Raw genomic sequence first — 25,239 nt, forward strand, 5'->3', positions numbered from 1 at the left:
ACACCCACTCAACGTACAGGATTTTTATCGTGAGCTCTTCTGCCGGCGATTCTTTGCGCCCCGTTTCTCCTTCTTCTCGCCCTGGTCTGTCTCGCCGCCGCCTGGTGGCTGGTGCGGCGTGGGCTGCCCCGGTTGTTGTGGCGTCGTCGGTGATTCCGGCGTATGCGGCTTCTGATGAGGAAGGCGAGTGCACCGGACCTTACGAGGATTCGACGATGATCACTGCCGGTGACGGCGTGAAGAAGGTTGCCGTGCTGACGGTTCCTGCGGGCGCTAAGCGTATGCGTTTTACCGCTGTGGGCGGTGCTGGCGGCACGAACTACACTGTGGCTGATGCCGGTTCCGGTGCCATGGTGGAGGGTTCTATGGCTGTGCGCGGCGGCCAGACTATTACTCTGACTGCCGGTTCGGGTGGTATCGGTAATGGTGAGCTGAAGCCCGCTGAAGGCGGCGACGGCTACGGTGTGGGCGGCTCCTCGAAGGCTTCTTCGCCGGTTCCTGCGAATGTTGTTTCTGCGATTAATGATTTGACCCGTATTTCTGGCGGTGTGACCGGTCGCGGCGGCATGAGCGCTGTGTTGTATTCGGCGTCCGGTGGTGGTTCCTCCGCTATTGAGGTGGATGGCGTGCCGATGATTGTTGCCGGCGGCGGCGGCGGTGCTGGCGTTTTGGCGTCGTATGCGACGGTTCTGCCGAACCCCGCGAATGCGGGTGCTGTGCGCCCGACCGCGCACTATTCGCTTGATAGCTCCGGTGGCGAGCACCAGTTCAGCACCGGTGGTGGCGCTGGTTCGGGTGATGGCGACGGTTCGCCCGGTTTTGTTGGTTTCACCTCGTATGAGGTGCAGTCTAATCCGATTCTGACGGTGAACCCGGGTTCGGGTGCTGCCGGTGGTGTGGGCGGTGCTGGCGGTGAGAAGCTGAACCCGCCGACTGTTGATGGTTCGGTGATTGGTTTTTCGAGCACCTCCACCCAGAAGCTGGTGAGCACTGCGACTGCCGGTGCGGCGGGTGCGAGCGGTTTCCGCGCGAAGGGCGCCGATGGTGTGGCGAGCTATTCGTACCAGTGGGATCAGACCCCGGAGGGTACCGATAACCGCCCGTCGAACGCTGGCGAGCTGTTTAACGGCTACCAGTCGGTGGTTTCTGGAGGCGGTGGCGCCGGTTATGGCGGCGGCGGTTCCGGTGCTGCGTTGAGCGTTTCGGCTCGTGTGGTGTCGCAGAAGTGGAATAACGATTCGGCTCGTGCCCGCTATGCGGTGGGTTCGGTGCAGCTGGCTGGCGGTGGCGCTGGCGGCGGTACGTTCATGGACTCTACGGTGCGCATCATGGATCTGGGTTGGGCGTTGAATGCTCCGAATGGTCCGGGTGAGCGCGGCGCTGGCTATATTGAGGTTGCTTTCTGCTTCTAAGCAGCTAAGTCTCATCGGCTAAGAGTTCCTATGTGCCTGTAGGAATCGTATAGGTGTAGATTGAACCCTTTCTTTAGGGTGGTATGCGCCTCAAACTTAATATTTAAATTTTTTCTGAGTGCCTCCCAAACCGCTTGTTTGGGAGGCATTCTCATCTTCTGTGTTGTTTCGTCATAGCGTCATATCAACCTTTGGCGGTTTAGCGCATTGGTCGGAATAGACCTTATCGAAAGCTCATCCTTGCTCGTGAGAACGCCTCTATCTAACCCCTCTGTCATATTCGGGGAAGGTCCTTTAGATTGGCGGCTCATCATTTTACGGTGGAAATGTAAAGAATACGCGCGCCCACCCCGCTAGGTTGCAAAGCGTAAATTGCAGATTGCGGCTTGAGCGCGGCCACCGATAACTAAGGAGTTTAGGTCATGTGCAAGGAAACCATGAAGGCTGTTGTTGTCCCTGAGAAGGTTGACGGTTCGGTTGTTGTCCGTGAGGTTCCCGTTCCGGCTGTCGGTCACGGCCAGGCGCTCGTGCAGATTGAGTACTCGGGCGTGTGCCACACTGACCTGCACGTGGCTTCCGGTGACTTCGGTGAGGTTCCAGGTCGTATTCTGGGCCACGAGGGCATCGGTCGTGTCGTCAAGGTCGGCGAGGGTGTTGAGTCCCTGAAGGAAGGCGACCGCGTGTCGGTGGCTTGGTTCTTCGAGGGGTGCGGCCACTGTGAGTACTGCACCTCGGGCCGTGAGACCCTGTGCCGTTCGGTGAAGAACGCAGGCTACTCGGTTGACGGCGGCATGAGCGAGTACACCCTGGTGACCGCTGATTACGCTGTGAAGGTACCCGAGGGCCTTGACCCGGCACAGGCAAGCTCCATTACCTGCGCTGGTGTGACCACCTACAAGGCAATCAAGGAGTCGCTGGTCCGCCCCGGTGAGTGGCTGGTTGCTTACGGTGCGGGCGGTCTGGGTAACCTGGCTGTTCAGTACGCTAAGAAGGTTTTCGGTGCCAAGGTTATCGCTGTTGATATCAACGACGACAAGCTGGCTCTGGCTCGTGAGACCGGTGCTGATCACGTTATCAACGGCCGTGAGGTTGAGGATGTCCCGGCTCGTATTCGCGAGCTGACCGGCGGCGGCGCTCACGCTGCTGTGGTGACCGCGGTGTCGAAGGTTGCGTTCAACCAGGCTGTTGAGTCGGTTCGTGCGGGCGGTTCCGTGGTGGCTGTTGGTCTGCCCTCGGAGATGATGGAGCTGTCCATTGTGAAGATTATTCTGGACGGCATCCGCGTGGTGGGCTCCCTGGTGGGTACCCGTCAGGATCTGGCGGAGGCATTCCAGTTCGGTGCTGACGGCATCGTGGTTCCGGTGGTTCAGCTGCGTGAGGTTGACGAGGCACCGGCTGTCTTCGAGGAAATGGCGGCGGGTAAGATTACCGGCCGTATGGTTCTGGACTTCGCTAGCCTCTAAGCTAGCGATGGTTCGAGGCGCCCGGTAGGGCCTCAAGATCTCACTCGGCTGGGGTCTTGCCGGTAGTTTCGATGGTTATAGCGCCTAGGGCGCATCCCGTGTGGCGGGGGAGTAGGGGTACTCTTTCTGCTGTGCATACGACGCGGGGTGCGCCTTAGTGTTTTTAACGCGGCGTTTTAGGGTTCCGGATTGTTGAGAGCCGTTATCGTGAGGAGCCGAATTCCTCTGTGAGTACTAGGCACCTAAACGTAATATATCCGGGAATTTATTTTTGAAATATCCGGTGGATTATCTCAAAATCCGCACTAAACTAATGCAAGAGAATACTTTGTTTGACATCTATAGACCTCAAAATGTATTCTCGTAGTGAAAACATTCAACCATTGATTGAAGCGTAATATTTGCCGAAGAGATAGGTTTCGCACGTCGCTACACCTACCCTAGATGTAACGGGATATGACGTGTGAAGGTTTCGGCCCTCCTAGATATCGATTCCTTCTTACGGAACGCCATACCCGGGTGAATTTCAGCATCTTCGTACCGTGCCGTTATTCGCCGTTGAGTCCTTACTTCCGGTCAGGCGCCCCTCTAGACACCTTCGGGGTGAGGTCTCACCAACGATTAGTGTGGGCCCCACGGACATAGTCAATGGGGATTATGTCCGCCACACTAATCCGGGGCTTTTAGGACATTGCATGACTTCGTGGTGGTTCGCCCGCCACGCTATAAATTTACCTGCCGGCACGGGTAACATAGCCGGGTTCTCTACTCACTCGGTAACCCACCCGCTGCAGAACGCATCTTGATTTTTGTGTTGTTCAGAAGATACGTCCGGTAGCAAAAGAACGAGGGGCACCTCTGCCAGGTGCCCCTCGTTTTTATATGCGCGTTGCAGTGTTTATTAGCTGCCACGCCGTTGAGTAAATGCCACGCTCTTAGTAGATACCGCGCCGCGCGGTCCAGCGGATAGTGCCGCGCTCAAAGTCCATATAGTACACGCCGTTCACGTAGGATTCGTCGCCGCGTGCCGCACCGTAACGGGCGGTGTTCTGCACCCAGTGCTTGAAAATCGCGCCGTTACCGTTGGTTTCGTACGCGCCGTACGCATCCGACCAGAGCAGTACCTTGCCGGAGGCGAATCGCACCTGAGCACCCGTGGAGGTGGCGGTTTCATCGGTCACCGGTGCACCCCAGGTGCCGCGGTGCTGCAGGAAACGGTGGTAGAACGCGCCGCCGGTGTGCAGGCGGTGGGTGCCGGTCTGTGCGGACCACACGTAGGTGGTGCTGCCGGTGAATTCCTGCTTGATGAGGCCGTTGCCCAGGCTCTGCTCATCGGTGGTGGGCACGCCCCTCATGCCAGCAGCACGCCAGGTCGCATAGATGGAGCCACGCTCATTGATGATGTGGGTGCCGTACGCGTTGGACCAGTAGCCACCCTCACCGTTAGCGAAGGAGACTGCGATGGTGTCGGAGCGGGTTTCCTCGTTGGTGGTCAGGCCGCGGAATCGTGCCACGTCCGAGCGGAACTTATGATCCAGACCGCCGTTGGTGACCAGCCAGTGCGAACCGTGAGAGTTCGTCCAGTAGATGGTCTTACCGTTGGTGAACTTCTGCGCATACACGCCGTGACCCAGAGAGTACTCGGTGCCAATCGGGTTGCCGTAGAAGGAACGATTCTTATTCCAGAAGTTACCGATGCCGGTGCGAATATCAATGGAGCCGGTCGCGGTGGTCACCACGTTAGAATCCTGAGCGGCGCGATCTTCTGCCGCGCGCTCCTCAACTGCGCGGTCCTGGCCGTTCGACCAGTTGCGGTGCACAGCCTTCGGGTTCTTCGCCAGAACCTTCAGATCGTTCACGGTGCCGGGGAAGAAGTTCGAATCACCCACGAACGGGCCCGAATCGGTGAACTGCCAAATGTCGTAGCCGCTCCAACCCGCCGGAATTGCACCGACCACGGTTGAGTAGCTCGCCAGGTGCAGTGGCAGAGCGCCGAACTGCTGCGAACCCACGCACTGCGACCACCAGGAGGTTGCGGTGTACACCATCGGGGCGCGACCGGTCAGCGAACGGTAAGTGTCCACGAAGTCGCGGGTCCAGGCGGTCAGCTGCGCCGGGGTCATGTTGAAGCAGGTGTTGCCGTAGGCGGGGTAGGGGTTGAACTCGATGTCCAGCAGGCCGGGCAGGGTCTGGCCGTCGGCAGTCCACGCGCCACCATTCTGCACGAAGTAGCGTGCCTGATCGGCACCCGAGGAGGTGCGGGGGTTTGCGAAGTGGTAGGCGCCGCGCACCATGCCGACCTGCGCCGAGCCGTTGTACTGCTGACCGAAGTAGGGGTTGGTGTAGTAGGTGCCCTCGGTTGCCTTCACGTAGGCGAAGCGGGAACCTGCGGCGTAGGCGCTCGCCCAGTCCACGTTCTGCTGGTGCGAGGAGACGTCCATACCGAGGGTGCCGCCGGAGGGGGTCCATGCGGAGCGGCCCTGTGCCAGTGCCTGACCGGCTGCCGGAGCTCGACCAGCTCCCAGACCCTGCGCGGAGCTCTGGGTCGCGGAAATACCGCTCAGAGTTGCGGTAGAAGCGGGGGAGGTGGCGCCGGTTCGCGCGTTGGCGGTGCCCAGGCGTTCGCGCTCGCCCGCACCCATGGCGGGGTTGGAGCGTTCGACCAGGGATGCATCCGGGGCGGGGGCGTAGGTGAGCTCCTCGTAGGAGGCATTGGGGTTGACCTCTGCGGCTGCGCTCGCGTTGGGGGCGGCGAATGCGGCGGGAACGGAGGTGAGGGATGCGGCGACCAGGGAGAGCGCACCTGCGGACGCCATGATGGAGCGGGCTGCCGCGGAGCGTGCGGCAGTCTGGAGTTTCTTCATAGATTTTGCCTGTGTTTGAGAGGTGGATGTGTCGATGTGGCCCTGTGTGGGGGCTTCTGACACGAGTGAATATGTGGGGTAGTTGAAGTGATGTGTGTGTCGGCTGCCGGGTATGTCATGCGGCTGACACAGCTAACAGCGTACGGTACCTGCACCGATGTGCGCAATGATTTGGGGTGTCATTCTGGCGGCATATCTTTCGCAGAGTGCACAGTAACCTAGAATCTTTGGGGTGCCTGTTTTACTTTGTGGCTTGTTGGTGCATTTATTGGCTCAAGTTTTTGGGACAAAATTTTAGGCACGCGACACGCCGGGGTGTTGCGAATTTCACTCTGTGGACTGCTGTATTGGGGCGTCGCTGTGTCGGTTCGTTGTTCAGGGTGGGCCGCAGCATCTAGAGCTACGTTGCCGGGATGCAGTCGGGTGCTGATGCGCCGGGCGGTGCCTCTTGCGACTTTTGAGTCGGCTTTTGGGCATAAGGAAAGGGGTGGGCCGCACACACAAAGACCCACCCCTCATGTTCCGGGTACTGTATTTGGCGCGGCCTCGCACCGGCACCCGGAGTTTCATGGTCGATGCAGGAGAGATGAAGAGTCATCGACCACGTATATGGTGCCTGTTGGCACGTTTTTCTCGGCTCTTCCCGCCCGCTCTTTCAGGTTCTGGTGTCCGGCTGAAAGATCGGGAGGGAAGAGGCGAAAGTTTATTTTTCCTCGAATTTTTTAAAATTTCGAGGGCTTAGAGGAACTTGGCGATGTCCTCGACCAGCGGCTTGAGGGTCTCGCGGTCGATGTACTCAGCCTTGCCGGTCTTGTAGCATTCGAGCATCTGCTGAATACCTTCGTTCGGGTGCGGGTTCGCCATGAGCCATGCGCGCACCGGGCCCTTCAGGGCGGTCTTGTGAGCCAGCGAAATCTTGTCGAAGTCGATGCCTCCACGCAGGTGGTAGACGGGGCGACCTTCGGTCAGTTCGGGGGTGTAGCTCTTGGCGACAGCCTTGTCCAGCAGCTTCTTGGAGTATTCACCGGTGAAGGAAACGGTGAAGAACGCGGTGCGGTTCTTCTTGGGCGCAATGATCGGCAGGATCTTCTTGCGAAGTGCCGGTGCGCCGTTGAGGAATCCGCCGTAGTCGCTGCCGGCGATCACGAAAGCGTCGAATGCCTCTGCCTGCTCGGGGGTGACCTTGGAGGCGGGGACAGTCTCAACTTCGGGGGCCTGCGGGAGCGCACGCAAATCTTCTGCCAGCCAGGTGGCGTACTGTTCGGTGTAGCCGTAGGTGGAGCCGAAGATAATCAGCACGCGAGTAGTCATCTGTGAACCTTCCAGATATATTTCGCATTTCAAATACTAATTATGGGTTCCAATATAGGCTAGGCGCGCGAAAATGTGAAATCGCCTAGCTCTTGGATGCCCTATCTATCTTCTCATAGCCCACTCTGAGTGTCTCTATGTTTTTGAAATATGCTCGAACGTTCTCGAGTGCGACTAAATATTGTGCAGTGCTGGCTATCTATGGGTAAAAAGTACCCTAATTTACTTTCCGGGCGAGGCGGGGGTGGTGGGGGTGAAAACCGGCTTTCTGTGGTGTACTCGATGGGGAAGGGGCGATATTTAAAATGCGACGTGAAACACAATTTCTTCGGTGGAAAGAGTTGGGAGAAACATACCCAAGAGGGCGCAAAACCCCTATAATTGAGAAAGAGTCCCACGCATCCGGCATGTGGTTACTTGTTAGAACACGTGGGAATAATTGGGAATTTGACGTTAGTCTTCCCCGGAAAATCAGTGTGACCCCTGAGGGGTCACACAAAACAACACACAAAGGTTAGGTACATGAGGCGCGCAAAAATCGTTGCAACCATCGGTCCGGCAATCGAGTCCCCCGAGAAGATCTCCGAGGCAATCAAGGCTGGCCTGAACGTCGCCCGTCTGAACATGAGCCACGGTGACCACGCCGAGCACCAGGCACGCTATGACACCATCCGTGAAGAGTCTGCAAAGCTCGGTAAGGACGTTGCTATCCTCGCCGACCTGCAGGGCCCCAAGATTCGCCTTGAGCGTTTCGCAAACGGCAAGGAATACCTTGAGCCCGGCGCAGACTTCACCATCACTTCCGAAGACGTTGAAGGTACCGCAGAAATCTGTGGCACCACCTACAAGGGTCTGCCCGGCGACGTAAAGCTCGGCGACAAGCTCCTGCTCGACGACGGTAAGATCCGCCTCGAAGCTATTGAGGTAACCCCCACCCGTGTTCGCACCCGCGTGGTCGTCGGTGGCCCCATCTCCAACAACAAGGGCATCAACCTGCCCGGCGCAGCAGTCTCCCTGCCCGCGCTGACCGAGAAGGACGCAAACGACCTGCGCTTCGCACTGAAGATGGGTGCAGACATCATTGCACTCTCCTTCGTCCGTACCGGTGCAGACGTTGACCCCGTCCACAAGATCATGGAAGAAGAGGGTATCCGCGTACCCGTCATCGCCAAGATCGAGAAGCCCCAGGCAGTTGAGAACCTGCAGGACATCATCGACAAGTTCGACGGCATCATGGTCGCTCGTGGTGACCTCGGTGTTGAGCTGCCCTTCTCCGAGGTTCCCCTCGTCCAGAAGAAGGCAATCGACATGGCACGCCGCTGGGCAAAGCCCGTCATCGTGGCAACCCAGGTGCTCGAGTCCATGACCGACAACCCCGTCCCCACCCGTGCAGAGGTTTCTGACTGCGCTAACGCAATCCTCGACGGCGCAGACGCAGTGATGCTCTCCGGTGAGACCTCGGTCGGTAAGTACCCGATCCTGACCCTGCAGGCTATGGCTGCAATCGTTCAGGATACCGAAAAGGGTGGCCTGTACCGCGTGCCCGAGCTGGATCGCAAGCCCCGCACCCGCGGTGGCGCAATCACCCGCGCAGCAGTGAACATCGCTGACCAGCTGGACGCAAAGCTCATCGTAACCTTCACCCAGTCCGGTGACTCCGCACGTCGTCTGGCACGTCTGCGTCCCGAGACCCCGATTGTCGCGTTCACCACCAGCTCGAAGGTTCGCTCCTTCCTGTCCATGCTGTGGGGCGTTGACGCTGAGCAGGTTGAGATGATCACCAATCAGGAAGGTCTGTTCCACTTCGTGGACGAGTACCTGCTGAAGAACGGTCTGGCAGAAGCTGGCGACCTGGTCGTCGTTGCTGCCGGTGCTCCCGCAGGCCGCGCAGGTACCACCAACATGGTTCAGGTACACCGCGTCCACGGTGCTGAGGGCGAGCGCGAGGCTCTGCGTCCTTACGAGGAGGACGAGGTCAAGCGCTAAGCCGCTCACCAATCTTTTTCGATGCGTAGCTGAGGGTAATCCTCAGCCTGCACGCTAGGTATATAGAACCGCCGCCCGGTCGTGACTCTCACGGCCGGGTGGCGGTTTCTTGTGCCTTTATTGTTGCCGCATCCGATGCGCGGGTGGGCGTAAAAGTAGAAGTAGATACGCAAAAGCGGCGGGAAAGCTTCAAGCTTTCCCGCCGCTTTTGCGTTGGTGCCCGAGGTGGGACTCGAACCCACACTCCGAAGAACCTGATTTTGAGTCAGGCGCGTCTGCCAATTCCGCCACTCGGGCGTATCACGCATTTGTGCGTAACACCTTTAGAATTCTAACCCAGGCTGTCTAGAAAATCTAATCTATCTGACGTGTTGAGCAACCTGAGGCGGGGTGCGGAACATTTGCTGAGGGTTTCTGTTGCGCCTCTACACGGGGATGTCTGGTACCTGCCGCGCATTTGCTGAGGGGTGCGGGAGGGGATGTTGAGTGTAAATCCTGAGCGTAAATCCTGAGCTCAGGGTGAACCGGCGCCACTTATCCACAGGTGGAGGCGGGGGAGAAAGCGCGCATCCTGTATCCTTAAAGACTGACTAACCATCCCCGTTCGCCTTCGCGGCTGGGGGCCACCTCAACGTTAAGAAAGTGATCACGGCTCGTGTTCAATTCTCTCTCCGACCGCTTGACGGCAACTTTTAAGAACCTGCGCGGCAAGGGCCGCCTCTCCGAGGCAGACATTGATGCAACCGTCCGCGAAATCCGCCGCGCCCTGCTCGACGCTGACGTCGCCGTCCCCGTGGTCCGCGAATTTACCGCCCACGTGAAGGAACGCGCTCTTGGTGCGGAAGTTTCCGAGGCGCTGAACCCCTCCCAGCAGATCGTCAAGATTGTGAACGAGGAGCTGGTGAGCATCCTCGGCGGTTCGACCCGCCGCATCAACATGGCGAAGAGCGGCCCGACCATCATCATGCTGGCGGGTCTGCAGGGTGCCGGTAAGACCACCCTGGCGGGCAAGCTGGCTCACTGGCTGAAGGGCCAGGGCCACACCCCGATGCTGATTGCATCCGACCTGCAGCGCCCCAATGCGGTGACCCAGCTGAAGGTTGTTGGTGAGCGTGCGGGCGTGCCCGTGTACGCGCCGCACCCCGGTGTGACCAGCGAGTTTGACGTACCCACCGGCGATCCCGTGCAGGTGGCGCGTGACGGTGTGGCTGAGGCTCGCGCTAAGCTGCACGACGTGGTGATTGTCGATACCGCGGGTCGTCTGGGTGTTGACGCTGAGCTCATGCAGCAGGCACGTAACATTCGTGACGCTATTGAACCGCACGAAGTTCTGTTCGTCATCGATGCGATGATCGGTCAGGACGCCGTGAACACCGCTAACGCCTTCAACGAGGGTGTGGACTTCACCGGTGTGGTCCTGTCTAAGCTTGATGGTGACGCCCGCGGTGGTGCAGCGCTGTCGGTGGCTTCGGTGACCGGCAAGCCGATTATGTTCGCGTCCACCGGTGAGAACGTCACTGACTTTGAGCAGTTCCACCCGGACCGTATGGCAAGCCGCATCCTGGATATGGGTGACATCCTGACTCTGATTGAGCAGGCTGAAGCTCAGTGGGATAAGGCTGAAGCCGACCGCATGGCGAAGAAGTTCATCGATCAGGAAGACTTCACTTTTGAGGACTTCCTGGCTCAGATGCAGCAGATTCGTAAGCTTGGTTCCATGAAGAAGCTGCTCATGATGATGCCCGGTGCGGCTCAGATGCGTCAGCAGCTTGAAGCGTTTGATGAGCGCGAGATTGACCGCGTGGAGGCGATTGTTCGCTCCATGACCCCGCATGAGCGTGTGGCTCCGCGCATCATTAACGGTTCTCGCCGTGCCCGTATTGCTAAGGGCGCGGGTGTGACTGTGTCTGAGGTGAACCAGCTGATGGAGCGTTTCGCTCAGGCTCAGAAGATGATGAAGAAGCTCGCTTCGGGCAAGATGCCCGGCATGCCCGGTGGTATGCAGATGCCCGGCATGGCGGCTGCGGCCGGTGGCGCTCGTAAGAACGCGAAGAACAACAAGAAGAAGAAGGCTCGCTCCGGCAACCCGCAGAAGCGTGCGGCGCAGGAGGCGGCAGCAGCCAAGGCGCAGCAGGCTCGCGCCGGTGCTGCATTCGGTCAGCAGGCTCAGAACCAGGAGATGGATCTGTCCAGCATGAACCTGCCGAAGGGCTTCGAGAAGTTCCTGCAGTAAGAGCAAATATGAGCCCGGTAAGGGGTGGTACGGGTGCGCACGTGGTGACGGGCGCACCCGTACCGGTATGGTGCCCGGTTTGGGTGCATGAATGGGTGTGAAGGGAAGGTATCAATGGCTCAGAACGAGCAGAACTGGGATCGAGAGAACGCGGATGATCAGCTGAATGAGCAGGTCACGCCGTGGTCTCAGCGCGCCTTCGCTGATGATGCTGTAGAGGACCCTGCCGGCGCATCTGCCGCTGAGTTTGTAGAGGAGCCTGCATGCGAGTTCTCGGAAGACCTCGTGGGCGATTTCGACGATGATTCGAGCATCCTTCCCGGGTACACTCCCGTCTGGGCGCGTATTGCCCTCGAGTACGGTGAGCACTCCGCCGAACTGGCTGGCGACCTCGTCTACTCGAGCGAGAGCGACGACCCCGCAGTCGACGACGTTGCCGCAACCATTCTGAACCTGATTCGTGAAGCCCGCAGCATGCACGATGAGGTGAAGGCGGAAGATCCCGATAAGCAGCGCGCCTGGAACGACCGCACGAAGGTTGACCGCCTCGCCGCCGCCCTGGAGAGCGAAGAGTGGACCGTCGATAAGCTCACCGACATGTGGGACGGTGCCCCCGCGCCCGCCGGTAGCGGTGAGTCGGATAGCCCCGAGTACCTGCGCGCCCAGGATGAGGAGCGCACCGCCGAGAAGCAGCGCAATGAGCGCATCGAGCAGACCATGGAGCTGGAGGAGACGATTCAGCGCCGCCGCATCATGGCTCGTTCCACCACCGATGAGGAGCTGATTGCCGCCCTCATTGAGGCGACTGCCGCCTCCCCGGAGCTGATTGCCTACGAGATGGGGGAGCATCAGGTGCAGCTCTACGTGCTGTGCGCCGTGGATGATGAGGGCTACATGAACGTGCTGGAGGTCGCTGACGGCCACCTGCACGTGGGTACCCCCGTTGAGGATTACGTGGCGCAGCTGGTGGATCAGCTGCCGGTTACTGGTGCCGCCCTTGAGGGTGAGGCGACCGTGTGGGAGGAGCTGCCCGGTGGGCAGGGTGAGCTGGAGTTCCTGGTGGACGGCGACGCCGCCATGCTCGTCGACCTGCCCATTGACATGATTACCGGACTTCTTTTGGCGTACCTTCCTGCCGGTACCCGCCAGGTTGTTGCCGCGCCGGCGGGGGAGTGGACCCTCATTTCTGCCGACCCGGTGGATCTGATGGCGCTGCTGGGCCTGCTGAACTGCAACGCCCTGATTGCTGAGGGCAACGCGAACCAACAGCACCTGGTGGTCTATGAGGAGCCCGCCCGCGAACCCTACTCGGATGAGGAATGGTACCTGGAGACGTTCGGTGAACCCTACGAGAATATCGTGGAGGAGTTCACCTGGCAGCGTGTGCCTAAGCGCCTGAACCGTGCCCTCAGCCGTGAGGAAGTCGCCCGTTTTGGCGGCGTGCTGGAGGACCTGCTGTCGGAGCTTCCCGGTAGCGCCCCGGAGCTTTCGGGTTCGAAGATTTTCGGTTCCGATGAGGAAGAAATCGAGCAGGGCATCGCTAATGTCATGGCGATGTTTGGTGTGGAGGCTGATTCCATTACCGGCCGCCGCCTGAACGCGTACCTGCGCGATACGAGCAATATCCTGGCGCTGGAGTCGGTGCTGCAGCTACTGGACGTTCCTACCGAGCTGGCGCTGGTGCCGACCACCGGTTTTGATGTGGCGTCGATTAGCACGGCTCGCGTGTTCGGCAACGAGGATGAGGAGCTCGCGCAGTCCGCCGATGCGACCGTATCTATTGATGCTGAGGCTACCTTCTCCGAGAGTACTCCCGCCGAGGATGCTTCTTTTGACGATGAGGAGATTGAACCCTACCCGGGCGGCTACACCTCGCCCCTGGACCGTAGCTACCGCCTGGTGGCGACCGGTCGCCGCGTGACCCTCTCCGAGTGGATGGACGCTCTCAACAACGCGCACATCCCCTACGAGTACACGCACATGGGTTCGCCGGAGGGCTCTGCGCCGGATTCCTTCGTGGAGACCGAAGAGGGCTACCTGTCTCTTGACAGCGCCCTGCACGAGGCTGACTCTTCGCCTACCGAGGAGCAGGCATCGCACGAGGCAAAGGTAAGCCAGCAGGCTCCCGAGCCTTCTGTCGCGCTCGCACCTCAGAACGAAGCCACCCCGAGCGTTGAGACCGTGCCCGATGCTTCCTCAAGCTCTGCAGATCAGAGTCCTGCACCCCAGGCCCCCGCACCGCAGAGCACTTCCGCTCAGAGTCCCGTGCCTCGTTCGCGCCGCAAGCGCCTGACTCCGGAGCAGATTCGTGCGAAGACCCGCCGTGTGGGTCTTGTCCTGGGTGCGGATGTGACGGCTCAGAGCGCTATCGCTCTGACCTTGGCGAATGTGGCGCGCCGCCGCCGTGCTCAGGGTAAGGCGAGCCGTAAGTTCTCGGTGGCCGCGGCACTCTTTGCGCTGAATGCTACGGTTGAGTCGGCTCTGATTCCGACGGTTCTGCGTTCATTTGAGCAGACGCAGATGAAGAAGCATGCCCGCCCGGTGGCGGATGCTGAGCTGGTGCATCCTGGCGATGCTACCTCGGAACAACCCTCGACCAAGAAGCGCACTCTGATTGATGATTTGCGTGAGGGTCACTACCGCACGGTGGAGGATGCCGCCCCGTCCACGGAGCAGGCACCCTCTGGACTGCGTGAGCGTGCCCTGGGTATAGTGCGTAGCATCAGGCAGCGCGCTGCAAAGAAAACCGACCGCTAAAGGAAAGAAGCCATGAAGGATTCCTATCTGAGCGATGAAGAGCTGAAGGCTTTTATCGCCACCTTGCCCACGCGCCGTTTGGCGGCGGGCGCGCTGATTCGTAATGAGCGCGGTGAGATGCTGCTGGTGAAGCCGAACTATAAGGACGGCTGGATTCTTCCCGGCGGCACCGTGGAGGCTGGCGAGGCGCCCAAGCCCGGTTGTGAGCGTGAGATTGTGGAGGAGCTGGGCCTGGATGTGAAGCTGGGTCGTGTGCTGCTGATTTTCCACGGCTTGTCGCTGGGTGTGTGGGGCGATTCGACCTACTACATGTATGACGGCGACGTGATTGCGGCGGATACGAAGATTACCCTGCAGGATGCTGAGCTGGTGACCTATGAGTGGGTTGCTCCGGAGAACCTGGAAGGCTACGTGCGTCCGTCGATGGTGGAGCGTCTGCGTGAGTGCTACCGCGCCCTGGAGACGGGGGAGACTCTGGAGATGAGCAACCTCGACTCCTAACAACCTCGACTAGCGGCGGCTACAGGGCGGTTGCGCAGGGGGGGGGCTGCCGGGCACAGAACGCTGTTTAAAAGTGATGTTCGGTGCCTTGGGCAATTATTTTTCCGTGTCGCTAGCTTAAAATCTTGGGCTCTGATACCCTAGCTGAGTACCCGGCGACGCGCGACCCCTCTCTTCGCGCGCCGTTGTGTCCATAGAGGCGCCGTGAATGGCCCGCCCCACGGGTGCTGAACCGCGTGCCTCGCACCAAATTATGAAACAGGAGTAACCACTAAAGTGGCTGTTAAGATTCGTCTCAAGCGTATGGGTAAGATCCGCGATCCTCGTTACCGCGTCGTGATCGCTGATTCGCGCGTCAAGCGCGACGGTAAGACCATCGAAGAGATCGGTATTTACCACCCGACCGAGCACCCCTCGCGTATCGAGATCAACTCTGAGCGTGCTCAGTACTGGCTCTCCGTCGGCGCACAGCCGACCGAGCAGGTTCTGGCTCTGCTGAAGCTCTCGGGCGACTGGGCTGCATTCAAGGGCGAGAAGGCAGAGTCCAAGGTTCTGCCCGTCGAGGCTAAGGCCGAGTTCGTTGTTCCCGAAAAGGGTTCCGTGATCCTGCCCGAGGCTATCACCCCCAAGGCTGAGAAGGCTGAAGAGGCTGCTGAGGAAGCAGCACCCGAGGCTGAGGCTGAGGAAGCAGCTGAGTAATTATGTTGGCTGACGCACTCGAACACCTGGTTCGAGGGATTGTCGATCGTCCGGAGGATGTGAAGGTGCGCCTGCGCACTCAGCGTCACCGTGAAACCCTTGAGGTTCGCGTGCATCCGGATGACCTGGGCCGAGTTATCGGCAGGTCTGGTCGTACCGCCAAAAGCATCCGTCTGGTGATGGACGCTATTTCTGATGGCGAGCCGATGCGTATCGACATTATCGACACCGACAAAAAGCGACGCTAGCTCGTAAACGCTTGAAGCCCCCGCTCCCGGAGTTTTTCCGGAAGGCGGGGGCTTTCGCGTACCCGGGTCCCGGTGGTAGTGCGGGCGGCAGAATGCGCCCGCCCTAAGTGCCCGGTAGAATAGTGGGAGCCGTGCACGTGCACGGCGTAGGTTTTTAGCTTGTATCCAGCGGAGGGAAAATATGCAGGTTGTGGTGGCTCGTATCGGTAAGCCTCACGGTATTCGTGGTGAGGTGACGGTTCAGCTCTTTACTGATGCCCCGCAGGAGCGTTTTGCCCGCGGTGAGGTGCTCGGTATCGAGAATTTCAAGCCCGGCTCTGCTGCCGCTTCGGTGGCGCCTACCGGTGAGCTGACGGTTGCCGGCGCCCGCTGGAACAAGAAGATTCTGGTGGTCCGTTTTGATGAGGTGACTACCCGCAACCAGGCTGAGGAGCTGCGCGGCAGCCGCCTGGTCTACGAGGTTCCCGAGGACGAGGGCGATGAAGAGGGCTTCTACGAGCAGGAGCTGGTGAACCTGCCCGTGTACCTGCTGGCGGACGTTCCCGAGGGTGAGAGCCCCGTGGATAACCCGGCTGTGGGCAAGCCGCTGGGTAAGGTGACCGGTCTGCAGACCATGCCGGTTCAGGATTTGCTGCTGATTAAGCTGGCTCGTTCGCCGCGTCTTGCCTCCGGTGCGGGTGAAGAGATCATGATTCCTTTTGTTGAGGAGATTGTGCCCGAGGTGGTTCCCTCGACCGAGGATGAGCCCGGCTTTGTGCTGCTGACCCCTCCGGCGGGTTTGATTGACCTGGTCGAGGACGCTGAGCAGGATTCTGCGCAGGCGACCGAGCAGGCGGGGGAGTAGTCCGTGCGCTACGATGTGGTCACTATTTTCCCCGAGTATCTGGAGCCGCTGAAGCTGTCCCTGCTGGGTAAGGCACGCGAGAAGGGTCTGGTGGATCTGCACCTGCACGATCTGCGTGAGTACACCTTTGACCGTCACCGCACGGTGGATGACACCCCGTACGGCGGTGGCGCTGGCATGGTCATGAAGGCGGAGCCGTGGGGTTTGGCGCTGGATGAGGTGCTTGCCGCCTCCCCGCTGAACGCTTCCGAAGACTCTACTGAGGGTGCCGAGCCTGCCGAACCCGCCGCTGATACCCGCCCGCTGCTGATTGTCCCGTCCCCGGCGGGTGCCGTTTTCGGTCAGGCGATGGCGTATGAGTTGGCGGAGGAGAAGCATATTGTCTTCGCTCCGGCGCGCTACGAGGGCATTGACGAGCGTGTGCTGGACTGGGCGCAGGAGAGCTTCCGCGTGATGCCCGTGTCCCTGGGCGATTACGTGCTATACGGTGGTGAGGTTGCGGTCATGGCGATGATTGAGGCTATCCCCGCCTGATTCCGGGCGCGATGGGTAACCCCGCCTCCCTGGAGGAGGAGTCGCATACGGGCGGTCTGCTGGAGTATCCGGTGTACACGAAGCCCGCCGTGTGGCGTGACCGTGAGGTGCCGGAGGTGCTGTTGTCGGGTAATCACGGTGCGATTGCGCGTTGGCGTCGTGACCGTCAGATTGAGCGCACCCTGGAGCGCCGCCCGGACCTGCTGGAGGCGTACCCGGTGGAGCAGTGGGATAAGAAGGATCGCCGCTTCTTGGCTGAGCGCGGGGTGCATTTTGCGAACCCGGCGAAGGCGGCTCAGAAGAAGGCGAAAAAGAACCCCGCACCGCAGGCTGATAGCGCGGCTCAGGCGGCACAGCCTGATACTGCACAGTCTAATACCGTGCAGCCTAATACCGTGCAGACCCAGCTGGAATCCTAAGCTTCGAACGGGTGCCTGTGGGTGCCTCGTGATTCTCTGCATGGGGGTTAGCGTCATATAACTGTTAGTTGGCGCTAACCCCTATTTTTTGTGCCCGCGACCCGTTATTCTGAGGTTAACCTCGCTAAGAACATAGCTCACCTATAGCTGGTGCGAGGTAGTAGCCCGCTTTCATCGTTGAAAGCATGTACTCAACAGAAGGAGGACACATGTCCGTTGTTAAGGTTCACCGTTTGGCTGTCGTTGGCGACAACCGTGCTGAGCTGGAGAAGCGCTTTGCCGCTGCCCGCCACATCGCTGACTCTTTCCCCGGCTTTGAGGGTTTTGAGCTGTGGCGCCCCCTGGATGAGGGCGGCGACTATTTCGTGGTGACCCGCTGGGTTGATGAGGCAAGCCATGATGCGTACGCGGCGGCTCGTCGTGAGCGTGACCCGAATACTGTTGTTTCTCACGCTGATGGCACCATGAGCTTCGAGAAGGTGGAGTTCAGCGACTAACGGGTCGCGGCGAGTAACCGGTCACTCTGGGGAATTAATAGATAAATCCCGTCGGTAATCGCTCTGAGTAGGGGTCTATCTCATTTTTATCTCAAATAGTGAGGGGCTGCACTAACTTTTCTACATATTGCTTTAAGTGGGTATTAGACCATGTGGAGGCGATATAAGGAGGGTTTAGGGCGGCTCCTCCTTGATTTTTCGGGGCTTAAAATCCGCAGGTATTTCGCTGTGATTGGATATGTGGGTTCGGCACTATAAAACACCTGAAATACGCTCAATAGGAACCGGTGGAATACCTCAATCCAAAAGTGACACCATGGTGCAAAAAGGTTATTATTGTTCCCGAGAGCACGCTTCGCCCGAGTCGGTAGTTCGGGCGGGGACAGCGATCCCCTCTCAGCTGCATCGCATGACGTAGCTGAGTCACTCAAGGGAATATTCAGTGCACCCGTGTGAGCCATCCTCTGCATAGGAAGGTCTGGCAAGGGTGCCGACTCAACTATCACGTATTCACGCATGTGGTGCATGGTACTGGACCCCGCAATATATGGGATGGGAGCTTGGTGGTTCGAGCGTTCATTGTGGTTGATGACCCTCCTAACCGTGGATAGGAAAGTGCTTTGCAAAGCGGGTGAGCAAGCCGGTGGTCCGGACCGGTGCTCACCCGCTCCGCTGTTAAACGTTGCCTTTGGTAAGTCGTTCCTTCTATGCTCGTCATGTTTCTCTGTCTAGTGCTTTTCGGGTACCGGGCGCTCGCGGAACTCGATGGGTCGCTTCGCCTTGGGTAGTGAGTACATGACGCGCAGGTACGCATCCTCCACCAGCTCTTCTAGTACCCGCTCGGTTATGCCTTCGCCGGCGCCCATGGAAATCCAGTGCCGCTTATTCATGTGCCATGCCGGGATGATGCTCGGGTAGATGCGCCGCAACACCTCGGATTCTTCCGGGTCGGTTTTGAGGTTCACGATGGGGTAGCCGATGCCCTCCGTGTACATGGCAAAGATCTTGCCGCCCACCCGGTACACCGTGTGCTCGGGCCCGAATGGCTGATCGCGCGTCGCCAGCGGCATGGCGAGCGCGAGGCGGTCAACGGCATGTTCGAGGTCTTCGGAGGCCAGAAGTTTGGGGGAGGGGTTTGTGCTCATGGGTTCGATTCTATCCGGTTGTCGGTGGCTCTACGGTGTTGATACCTAAGGGCTGATACAAAAATTGGGGTGTATGCAATGGTTCGCATACACCCCAGATTTTTTAGTGCCCTACTTATTCATGAGCTTGTGGTCAATTCCCTCGCGGGTAAAGGCCTGAATCGTATCCTGCAAGTCTTCACCCAGGTGGCCCCAAGAATCAGTGTGAGCAATGTACACCCGCTGGGCGCCCAGAAGCTTTGCCGCCTTTGCGGTATTCTCGGCGGTCATGGTCATGTCGAATTCGGGTCCGATGGGGTGTGCAGCACCCGCAAAAAGGATAGCGTCATCAACGGGAGCAATGCGCTGAGCAATTTCCTCTACAACGTGAAGTTCGGAGTTGTCGCCAGAAATGTATACGGTCGGTTCTCCTGTAGCCTGCAGGAGGAAACCAATAACGGGACCGGCCTTCTCCTGAATTTCGGGGATGTTTGGGCCGTGAAGTGCAGGCATTGCGGTGACGGTAACTTCAGTGGATCCCTTTGCCACGATGAAGGTATTCCAGGGTGCCAGGCCGGTGACATTGGTGAGGCCTTCTGCCTGAAGATTCTTTTCGCCGTCTTCGGTGGTGATGACGTGACCGACCTTGGGGAGGAGGGCGCGACCGCTGGTGTCAAGGTTGTCGGGGTGGGTGTCGTGCGAGAGCAGGACTGCATCGATGGGGAGGACTGACTCAGGGGCGATGGGTGCGCCGGCAGTCTTCTTGAGAACGGTAATGCCCAAGTCGTAGTCCTGAGGTGCGTCAAAGGTGGGGTCGGTTAGGAAGCGCAAACCCGCGTATTCGATGAGGACGGTGGGGCCGGTGATGACGTTAATTGCAGGCATAAAAGTATTCCTCTCATGGATAAAATGTATTTTTGCCGTGATTAACAATAGGTATATTCACGGAAAAATACAAGTGATACCATGAGAAGTATGGAAAAATCTCACCGAACCGCCCGCCTTCCTGCGGCACCCGGAAGCCAAGAACACCCCTGCATAGCGTTAGCAAATACGCTCTATACAACACCCGGTGGCGAACAATACGATCTGCTCAGAACCCCAGAAACAGCCACTGAATGGGCGCACGAACACCACATCGTGAATAACTCGTATGAGCTACAAGCCTATTGCGCCAGCAGATTCATCAGCTTTCGATACGTCATCAAAGAACTGTTTGACGCGTACCTAGAGCAGCGCGCTCCCTACCCGGGTGCGCTTCACGCCGTTAATAAGACAGCGCATGAAGCGCTCACCATGAACGCTCTAGCGTGGGATGCAGAAAACCGGCGGTACACGCGGCGGATTGAAGACCCCCTCACCCAAGAGGTGGATTACGCCATCGCCCGCATCGCTTATGATGCCATCACATTACTGACTGGCGAAGAAGCAGATAAACTCTCTGAATGCGAAGCACCCGACTGCGACCGCATCATGTTACGAACCCATGCGCGACGTAGATGGTGCAGCGTGCGTTGTGGTGACCGCATCCGAGCCGCCCGCTCCTATGAACGTAAACGCGCGCAGGCTGAAGGTGACTAAAAATCGTGCATGCTTGAAGGTGGGGAATATTTGACTAAGTCGTCAGCGCGCCGCAGAATCACGCTAAAATAGGTAACTATGGCTGAATTTATTTATCAGATGATCAAGGCCCGCAAGACTGTGGGCGACAAGGTCATCCTTAACGACGTGACGATGTCGTTCTTCCCCGGCGCCAAGATCGGTATGGTTGGCCCGAACGGTGCGGGTAAGTCGACCATCCTGAAGATCATGGCTGGCCTCGACCAGCCCTCCAACGGTGAGGCACGCCTGACCGCAGGCTACACCGTGGGTATCCTCATGCAGGAGCCGCCGCTGAACGAAGAAAAGACCGTTCTGGGCAATGTTGAAGAAGGCGTGGGCGAAATCAAGTCCAAGCTGGACCGCTTCAACGAAATCTCCGCCCTCATGGCTGAGCCCGATGCTGACTTCGACGCCCTCATGGAAGAAATGGGTCAGCTGCAGGAGGCTATCGACGCCGCTAACGCATGGGACCTGGACTCCCAGCTGGAGCAGGCAATGGAGGCGCTGCGCTGCCCGCCCGCTGACATGCCCGTCACCCACCTCTCCGGTGGTGAGCGCCGCCGCGTGGCACTGTGCAAGCTGTTGCTGCAGAAGCCCGACCTGCTGTTGCTCGACGAGCCCACCAACCACCTGGACGCAGAGTCCGTGCTCTGGCTGGAGCAGCACCTGCAGTCCTACGAGGGTGCCGTCATCGCGATTACCCACGACCGTTACTTCCTCGACCACGTGGCAGAATGGATCGCCGAGGTTGACCGCGGTAACCTGTACCCCTACGAGGGTAACTACTCCACCTACCTGGAGAAGAAGCGTTCCCGCCTCGAAGTTCAGGGCAAGAAGGACGCTAAGCTCGCTAAGCGCCTGAGCGAGGAACTGGACTGGGTCCGCTCCAACGCTAAGGGTCGCCAGGCTAAGTCGAAGGCTCGTCTGGCACGCTACGAGGAGATGGCTGCGGAGGCTGAGAAGACCCGCAAGCTTGACTTCGAAGAGATTCAGATTCCTCCGGGACCCCGCCTGGGTAACGTCGTTATTGAGGCTGAGAACCTGCAGAAGGGCTTCGACGGCCGTTCCCTGATTAACGGTCTGTCCTTCTCCCTGCCCCGTAACGGCATTGTGGGTGTGATTGGTCCTAACGGTGTGGGTAAGTCCACCCTGTTCAAGACCATCGTTGGCCTGGAGCCCCTGGACGGCGGTGAGCTGAAGGTCGGCGAGACCGTGAAGATCTCGTACGTCGACCAGAACCGCGCGAACATCGACCCGGAGAAGAGCCTCTGGGAGGTCGTCTCTGACGGTCTGGACTACATCCAGGTCGGCAACGTTGAAATGCCTTCGCGTGCGTACGTTTCCGCGTTCGGCTTCAAGGGCCCGGATCAGCAGAAGAAGGCGGGTGTGCTCTCCGGTGGTGAGCGTAACCGTCTGAACCTGGCGCTGACCCTCAAGCAGGGCGGTAACCTGCTGCTGCTCGATGAGCCCACTAACGACCTGGACGTTGAGACCCTCGCATCCCTGGAAAATGCGCTGCTGGAATTCCCCGGCTGTGCAGTAGTCGTCTCTCACGACCGTTGGTTCCTGGACCGCGTGGCAACCCACATCTTGGCGTGGGAGGGCACCGATGAGAACCCGGATCAGTGGTACTGGTTCGAGGGTAACTTCGAGTCCTACGAGAAGAACAAGATTGAGCGCCTCGGCCCTGAGGCTGCTAAGCCGCACCGCGTGGTGCACCGCAAGCTGACCCGATAGGGTTTGGTGGTGAGCCCCGCCTCCTGATGCTGTTACGGCGCAGGAGGCGGGGCTTTGCTGTGCCCGCTGGACGCCGTATGTGCTGTATTCCGTATGCGCTGGCGAGGGGAGGTGCGCGTGTTCACCGGTAGAAATAGTTCGCCCAGTAGTGACCGGTACGTCGTAGCAGAGTACATATTCGCGGTTTAATGGACGTGTATAACTAACGCATTTGATACGAAGGGTAGAGTGTCATGCTTTCAAAATATAACTGGATGTCCTTAGCCACCGGTCTGCTGCTGGTCGCAACGGCAATCTACATGTTCGCCAACCCCGCCACCCCGCTGGCTGTTCTGGGTTTCGTGTTCTCCATCGCGGTGCTGCTCGGTGGCGTGTTTGAGCTGGTCCGCTACTTTGGCGCGTTGAAGCCGGCACGTACCGGCTGGGACCTGGTTAACGGCATCCTGACCGTGGTGGTTGGTCTGATTCTGCTGAGCGCTTCGGCTGGTGCGCAGGCGACGTACATTCCGACTATTGTGGGCGTGTGGCTGATTGCGTGGGCACTGATTCGTCTGATGACTGCTCAGGGCCTGAAATACCTGAGCTTCGCCGCCGGACGCCACCTGCAGTTCTCTGCTATCGGTACCCTGATCCTGGGTTTGCTCGTGCTGCTGTTCCCGATGTTCTTCGGTGCGGTGGCAGTGTGGCTGATTGCCCTGGTGCTCCTGCTGGCTGGTCTGGTGTTTGTGGGTGACTTCTTCGTTTCCCGCCGCACCAAGCGCACCGTGCACATTTCCCCGGACGGTGTGATTGACGTCGAAGCCAAATAAGAGCTTCCAAACGGCTTCTAGACCGTACACTAGAACATAAGAAAGACCGTGTGAGACAACCACCTCACACGGTCTTTCTGCATGCTCTAACGTTTTGAGCTGTCGCTGCGCCGAAACTCTATCGGTACTCGGGCAGGCGGAACATCATTTCCTGCGCCACGGTCGCCACCAGCTCACCGGAACGATTGAAAATTGAACCCTGCGCGAGCATCCTGCCACCCTGCGCGCTCGGGGAATCCAGCACGTACAGCAACCACTCGTCGGCGCGCGCCGAACGGTGGAACCATATCGCGTGATCCAGCGAGGCGCTCTTCAGACCCGGCTCCAGCCAGAACTTGCCGTGACGGCGCAGGGCAGGCTCCAGCGGCAGGTAGTCCGAAGCGTAGGCGATTGCGGCGCGGTGCTCCGCATCCGAAGCCTCGGAACCATCAGCGTGCACCAGGCGGTCAAAGGTCTTGAACCACACGCAGGCACGCGGCTCCGTCGAGGAGGAATCCGGCTGAGTGTACAGGGGCGCATCCACGTGGCGCATATCAATCGGGCGCTCCCACGCCACCGCCTGCGCAATCGGATGCGGCAACTCGCCCAGGTAGTCGCTGACCTTCGGCAGGGACTCGGGGTCCGGGACATCAGGCATGGTCACCGCGGTGTGCTCGGGGCCGCGGCTATCGGACTGGAAAGACATAATCGCCGAGAACATGGGCGCCTCATCCTGGAACACCTGCACGCGGCGGGTCGAGAAGGAACGGCTATCGTTCAGACGCTGAGTGGCGAAGAACAGTTCACGCTCAATATCGCCGGGACGCAGAAAATAGGCGTGAATCGAGTGGATGTCCTTGCCCTCCACCGTGCGGTCGGCGGCAATAATCGACTGGGCAAGAACCTGACCACCGAAAGTACGCGGCTGTTCACGGGTGAGCGTCACGCCGGTAGACACTTCATCACTACCGAAGGAGGCGGGTGCCGCTTCCACGGGGGAGAGGTCCAGCATCCGCATGAGGTTTTGGGTCACAGTGGGCTTGGTCATGGTTTTATTCTCGCACGTTTTCAATGAACCAGTTTCTGGCGTAGAGTGGGAGAGCATGCTCTGAGACAACCACGACAGGTTGATTCGGAACATTGACTAGGAACGATGACCCGGATTGTCGATCCGAAACGTCTGCCTAACACACCATCGCAGATATCACCCACCAACTTGCCACCGAGCAGGCCAACGCCGAAAAGGAGCAGAAATGACTACGCCGTCTGAAACTATCCCTGACAATACCCCCGTGCAGGAGAACGCTCCCGACCAGAACAGCGCATCGAACGCGGCAGCACCCATTGAGCTCAAGTACAACCCCCACGAAGGCGTGGAGGAGCCCTACCTGATTCTGCCCGGCGGCGCGCAGGGTGCCGCAGTGGTCAAGGATCTTGCCACCTACATTTCTCGCGCTCTGGCGGTGAACCCGGACGCCGCTATCCGCCTGACTGCGCGTGGCCGCGTGGTGGCGGTATTCGCCTGCTCCCTGGAGCCGGAGGACGCCTCCTCGAACACCCCGGTCATTATGGGTCTGCGCGCCCTGCACCTGCTGGCTGACTCCACCCTGGACATGACCGTTCAGGCGCAGGCGCTGCTGGACCGTCTGGCGCGTCTGCAGAAGCAGGCAGAAGAACAGGGTAACGAAGAGAACCCGCAGCTGGTGCTGTTCATGCCGCCGGTGACCGTCAACGCTAGCTGGGCTGGTAAGTCTGCCCCGCTCAGCGGCTGGTACGAGGTTGGTACCGTCCCGGTTGAAGAATTCCACCGCGCCACCGCAGAGGGCCTGGAGGCGGTAGAACGCGCCCTGCCCGAGAACCCCGGTGCCGCGGTGCTTTCCACGGTGCGCTCGCGTATTTGGTCCTCCGATATGGTGCTGGAGTACCTACCTGAGTTCGATACTGTGCTTGTACCGACCGGCGCGGCATTCGCCCTGCGCGTGTTCGGTTTCATCCCGGAAGGCTTCACGGGCGATCTGCCGCTCTTCGCTGCGCATGTAGGTTCGGAGGAGTGGCTGCGCATTGTGGCGCCCGCCGGTATGGTGCTGGTGCGCCGCGGTTCCGGTTCGCTACTCTAACTTTCCTCGAGACATTTCTAGATTTTTTACGCTGGTGGTGTGGGCTCTTTGCCTGCGCCACCAGCGGTTTTTCTATGCCGTATGACATCAACGGGGTAGTTGT

The 25,239-nt window shown here is 59.3% G+C and carries 19 protein-coding genes, 1 tRNA gene and 1 pseudogene; 15 read left to right on the top strand and 6 right to left on the bottom strand.

Going from position 1 to position 25,239, the window contains the following annotated elements:
- The first annotated feature begins 29 nt into the window (after window positions 1-29).
- Complete coding sequence (locus HMPREF2712_RS06265) at window positions 30-1,412, top strand: phosphoenolpyruvate synthase (protein WP_070819523.1); 1,383 nt, start codon at window positions 30-32, stop codon at window positions 1,410-1,412.
- Between the two features lie 422 nt (window positions 1,413-1,834).
- Window positions 1,835-2,875 carry an alcohol dehydrogenase AdhP gene (gene adhP / locus HMPREF2712_RS06270; protein WP_246828683.1) on the top strand — a complete coding sequence of 347 codons (1,041 nt, stop codon included), beginning with the start codon at window positions 1,835-1,837 and terminating at the stop codon, window positions 2,873-2,875.
- A gap of 935 nt (window positions 2,876-3,810) precedes the next feature.
- On the opposite strand, the gene HMPREF2712_RS06275 is transcribed toward adhP, so the two are convergent.
- Window positions 3,811-5,739 carry a GH25 family lysozyme gene (locus tag HMPREF2712_RS06275; protein WP_070819524.1) on the bottom strand — a complete coding sequence of 643 codons (1,929 nt, stop codon included), beginning with the start codon at window positions 5,737-5,739 and terminating at the stop codon, window positions 3,811-3,813.
- A 738-nt stretch (window positions 5,740-6,477) separates the two neighbouring features.
- Entirely contained in the window at window positions 6,478-7,050 is a 573-nt protein-coding gene (locus tag HMPREF2712_RS06280; RefSeq protein WP_049327782.1) for a flavodoxin domain-containing protein, read from the bottom strand.
- Window positions 7,051-7,572: 522 nt separating this feature from the next.
- Here HMPREF2712_RS06280 and pyk point away from each other — a divergent pair.
- Complete coding sequence (gene pyk / locus HMPREF2712_RS06285) at window positions 7,573-9,036, top strand: pyruvate kinase (protein ID WP_049327783.1); 1,464 nt, start codon at window positions 7,573-7,575, stop codon at window positions 9,034-9,036.
- A gap of 214 nt (window positions 9,037-9,250) precedes the next feature.
- Here pyk and HMPREF2712_RS06290 read toward each other — a convergent pair.
- Window positions 9,251-9,333, bottom strand: a tRNA-Leu gene (locus tag HMPREF2712_RS06290).
- A gap of 358 nt (window positions 9,334-9,691) precedes the next feature.
- On the opposite strand from HMPREF2712_RS06290, the gene ffh reads away from it, so the two are divergent.
- The 8 genes and pseudogenes from ffh to HMPREF2712_RS06330 all read left to right on the top strand — a co-directional run bounded on the left by ffh (window position 9,692) and on the right by HMPREF2712_RS06330 (window position 17,768).
- Window positions 9,692-11,269 (top strand): signal recognition particle protein, encoded by a 1,578-nt coding sequence (gene ffh / locus HMPREF2712_RS06295; RefSeq protein WP_005505683.1) that lies wholly within the window; start codon window positions 9,692-9,694, stop codon window positions 11,267-11,269.
- Window positions 11,270-11,383: 114 nt separating this feature from the next.
- Window positions 11,384-14,026, top strand: a complete 2,643-nt coding sequence (locus HMPREF2712_RS06300) for a hypothetical protein (RefSeq protein ID WP_070819525.1) — start codon at window positions 11,384-11,386, stop codon at window positions 14,024-14,026.
- 12 nt (window positions 14,027-14,038) lie between these two features.
- Window positions 14,039-14,527: an NUDIX domain-containing protein gene (locus HMPREF2712_RS06305; protein WP_070819526.1), complete on the top strand. Its 489-nt coding sequence runs from the start codon at window positions 14,039-14,041 to the stop codon at window positions 14,525-14,527.
- A 276-nt stretch (window positions 14,528-14,803) separates the two neighbouring features.
- Entirely contained in the window at window positions 14,804-15,226 is a 423-nt protein-coding gene (rpsP, locus tag HMPREF2712_RS06310; RefSeq protein WP_005505689.1) for a 30S ribosomal protein S16, read from the top strand.
- 2 nt (window positions 15,227-15,228) lie between these two features.
- The gene (locus HMPREF2712_RS06315; protein WP_005505691.1) at window positions 15,229-15,474 is read left to right on the top strand and encodes an RNA-binding protein; all 246 of its coding nucleotides are present in this window, start codon (window positions 15,229-15,231) and stop codon (window positions 15,472-15,474) included.
- 181 nt (window positions 15,475-15,655) lie between these two features.
- On the top strand, window positions 15,656-16,318 hold the full coding sequence (gene rimM / locus HMPREF2712_RS06320; protein WP_005505693.1) for a ribosome maturation factor RimM: 663 nt from the start codon (window positions 15,656-15,658) through the stop codon (window positions 16,316-16,318).
- Between the two features lie 3 nt (window positions 16,319-16,321).
- Window positions 16,322-17,271 (top strand): annotated as a pseudogene (trmD, locus tag HMPREF2712_RS06325) (tRNA (guanosine(37)-N1)-methyltransferase TrmD).
- A gap of 209 nt (window positions 17,272-17,480) precedes the next feature.
- Entirely contained in the window at window positions 17,481-17,768 is a 288-nt protein-coding gene (locus HMPREF2712_RS06330) for an antibiotic biosynthesis monooxygenase family protein (protein ID WP_049327787.1), read from the top strand.
- Between the two features lie 728 nt (window positions 17,769-18,496).
- Here the strand turns inward: HMPREF2712_RS06330 and HMPREF2712_RS06335 are convergent.
- Both HMPREF2712_RS06335 and HMPREF2712_RS06340 read right to left on the bottom strand, forming a co-directional pair.
- Complete coding sequence (locus HMPREF2712_RS06335; protein ID WP_070819527.1) at window positions 18,497-18,913, bottom strand: MmcQ/YjbR family DNA-binding protein; 417 nt, start codon at window positions 18,911-18,913, stop codon at window positions 18,497-18,499.
- A gap of 111 nt (window positions 18,914-19,024) precedes the next feature.
- Window positions 19,025-19,777 (bottom strand): MBL fold metallo-hydrolase, encoded by a 753-nt coding sequence (locus HMPREF2712_RS06340; RefSeq protein ID WP_070819528.1) that lies wholly within the window; start codon window positions 19,775-19,777, stop codon window positions 19,025-19,027.
- Between the two features lie 90 nt (window positions 19,778-19,867).
- Between HMPREF2712_RS06340 and HMPREF2712_RS06345 the strand changes: the two genes are divergently transcribed.
- The 3 genes from HMPREF2712_RS06345 to HMPREF2712_RS06355 all read left to right on the top strand — a co-directional run bounded on the left by HMPREF2712_RS06345 (window position 19,868) and on the right by HMPREF2712_RS06355 (window position 23,040).
- Window positions 19,868-20,473, top strand: coding sequence for a CGNR zinc finger domain-containing protein (locus HMPREF2712_RS06345; protein ID WP_070615918.1), 606 nt, complete (start codon window positions 19,868-19,870; stop codon window positions 20,471-20,473).
- Between the two features lie 78 nt (window positions 20,474-20,551).
- Window positions 20,552-22,231, top strand: coding sequence for an energy-dependent translational throttle protein EttA (gene ettA / locus HMPREF2712_RS06350; RefSeq protein WP_005508129.1), 1,680 nt, complete (start codon window positions 20,552-20,554; stop codon window positions 22,229-22,231).
- 254 nt (window positions 22,232-22,485) lie between these two features.
- Window positions 22,486-23,040 (top strand): DUF308 domain-containing protein, encoded by a 555-nt coding sequence (locus HMPREF2712_RS06355; protein ID WP_246828684.1) that lies wholly within the window; start codon window positions 22,486-22,488, stop codon window positions 23,038-23,040.
- Between the two features lie 118 nt (window positions 23,041-23,158).
- Here HMPREF2712_RS06355 and HMPREF2712_RS06360 read toward each other — a convergent pair whose 3' ends face one another.
- On the bottom strand, window positions 23,159-24,067 hold the full coding sequence (locus HMPREF2712_RS06360) for an acyl-CoA thioesterase (RefSeq protein WP_070819530.1): 909 nt from the start codon (window positions 24,065-24,067) through the stop codon (window positions 23,159-23,161).
- A 205-nt stretch (window positions 24,068-24,272) separates the two neighbouring features.
- Here HMPREF2712_RS06360 and HMPREF2712_RS06365 point away from each other — a divergent pair, with 205 nt between their 5' ends.
- Entirely contained in the window at window positions 24,273-25,136 is an 864-nt protein-coding gene (locus HMPREF2712_RS06365; protein WP_070819531.1) for a DUF8185 domain-containing protein, read from the top strand.
- Window positions 25,137-25,239: the final 103 nt, after the last annotated feature.

Origin of the sequence: Rothia sp. HMSC064F07 (genome assembly GCF_001837265.1) — a bacterium.
GTDB lineage: Bacteria > Actinomycetota > Actinomycetes > Actinomycetales > Micrococcaceae > Rothia > Rothia mucilaginosa.

Coding starts and splice junctions, on each gene's coding strand:
- adhP (WP_246828683.1), top strand. CDS start 1,835: ATGTGCAAGGAAACCATGAAGGCTGTTGTTGTCCCTGAGAAGGTTGAC.
- HMPREF2712_RS06275 (WP_070819524.1), bottom strand. CDS start 5,739: ATGAAGAAACTCCAGACTGCCGCACGCTCCGCGGCAGCCCGCTCCATC.
- HMPREF2712_RS06280 (WP_049327782.1), bottom strand. CDS start 7,050: ATGACTACTCGCGTGCTGATTATCTTCGGCTCCACCTACGGCTACACC.
- pyk (WP_049327783.1), top strand. CDS start 7,573: ATGAGGCGCGCAAAAATCGTTGCAACCATCGGTCCGGCAATCGAGTCC.
- HMPREF2712_RS06300 (WP_070819525.1), top strand. CDS start 11,384: ATGGCTCAGAACGAGCAGAACTGGGATCGAGAGAACGCGGATGATCAG.
- HMPREF2712_RS06305 (WP_070819526.1), top strand. CDS start 14,039: ATGAAGGATTCCTATCTGAGCGATGAAGAGCTGAAGGCTTTTATCGCC.
- HMPREF2712_RS06315 (WP_005505691.1), top strand. CDS start 15,229: ATGTTGGCTGACGCACTCGAACACCTGGTTCGAGGGATTGTCGATCGT.
- rimM (WP_005505693.1), top strand. CDS start 15,656: ATGCAGGTTGTGGTGGCTCGTATCGGTAAGCCTCACGGTATTCGTGGT.
- HMPREF2712_RS06330 (WP_049327787.1), top strand. CDS start 17,481: ATGTCCGTTGTTAAGGTTCACCGTTTGGCTGTCGTTGGCGACAACCGT.
- HMPREF2712_RS06335 (WP_070819527.1), bottom strand. CDS start 18,913: ATGAGCACAAACCCCTCCCCCAAACTTCTGGCCTCCGAAGACCTCGAA.
- HMPREF2712_RS06340 (WP_070819528.1), bottom strand. CDS start 19,777: ATGCCTGCAATTAACGTCATCACCGGCCCCACCGTCCTCATCGAATAC.
- HMPREF2712_RS06345 (WP_070615918.1), top strand. CDS start 19,868: ATGGAAAAATCTCACCGAACCGCCCGCCTTCCTGCGGCACCCGGAAGC.
- ettA (WP_005508129.1), top strand. CDS start 20,552: ATGGCTGAATTTATTTATCAGATGATCAAGGCCCGCAAGACTGTGGGC.
- HMPREF2712_RS06355 (WP_246828684.1), top strand. CDS start 22,486: ATGTCCTTAGCCACCGGTCTGCTGCTGGTCGCAACGGCAATCTACATG.
- HMPREF2712_RS06360 (WP_070819530.1), bottom strand. CDS start 24,067: ATGACCAAGCCCACTGTGACCCAAAACCTCATGCGGATGCTGGACCTC.
- HMPREF2712_RS06365 (WP_070819531.1), top strand. CDS start 24,273: ATGACTACGCCGTCTGAAACTATCCCTGACAATACCCCCGTGCAGGAG.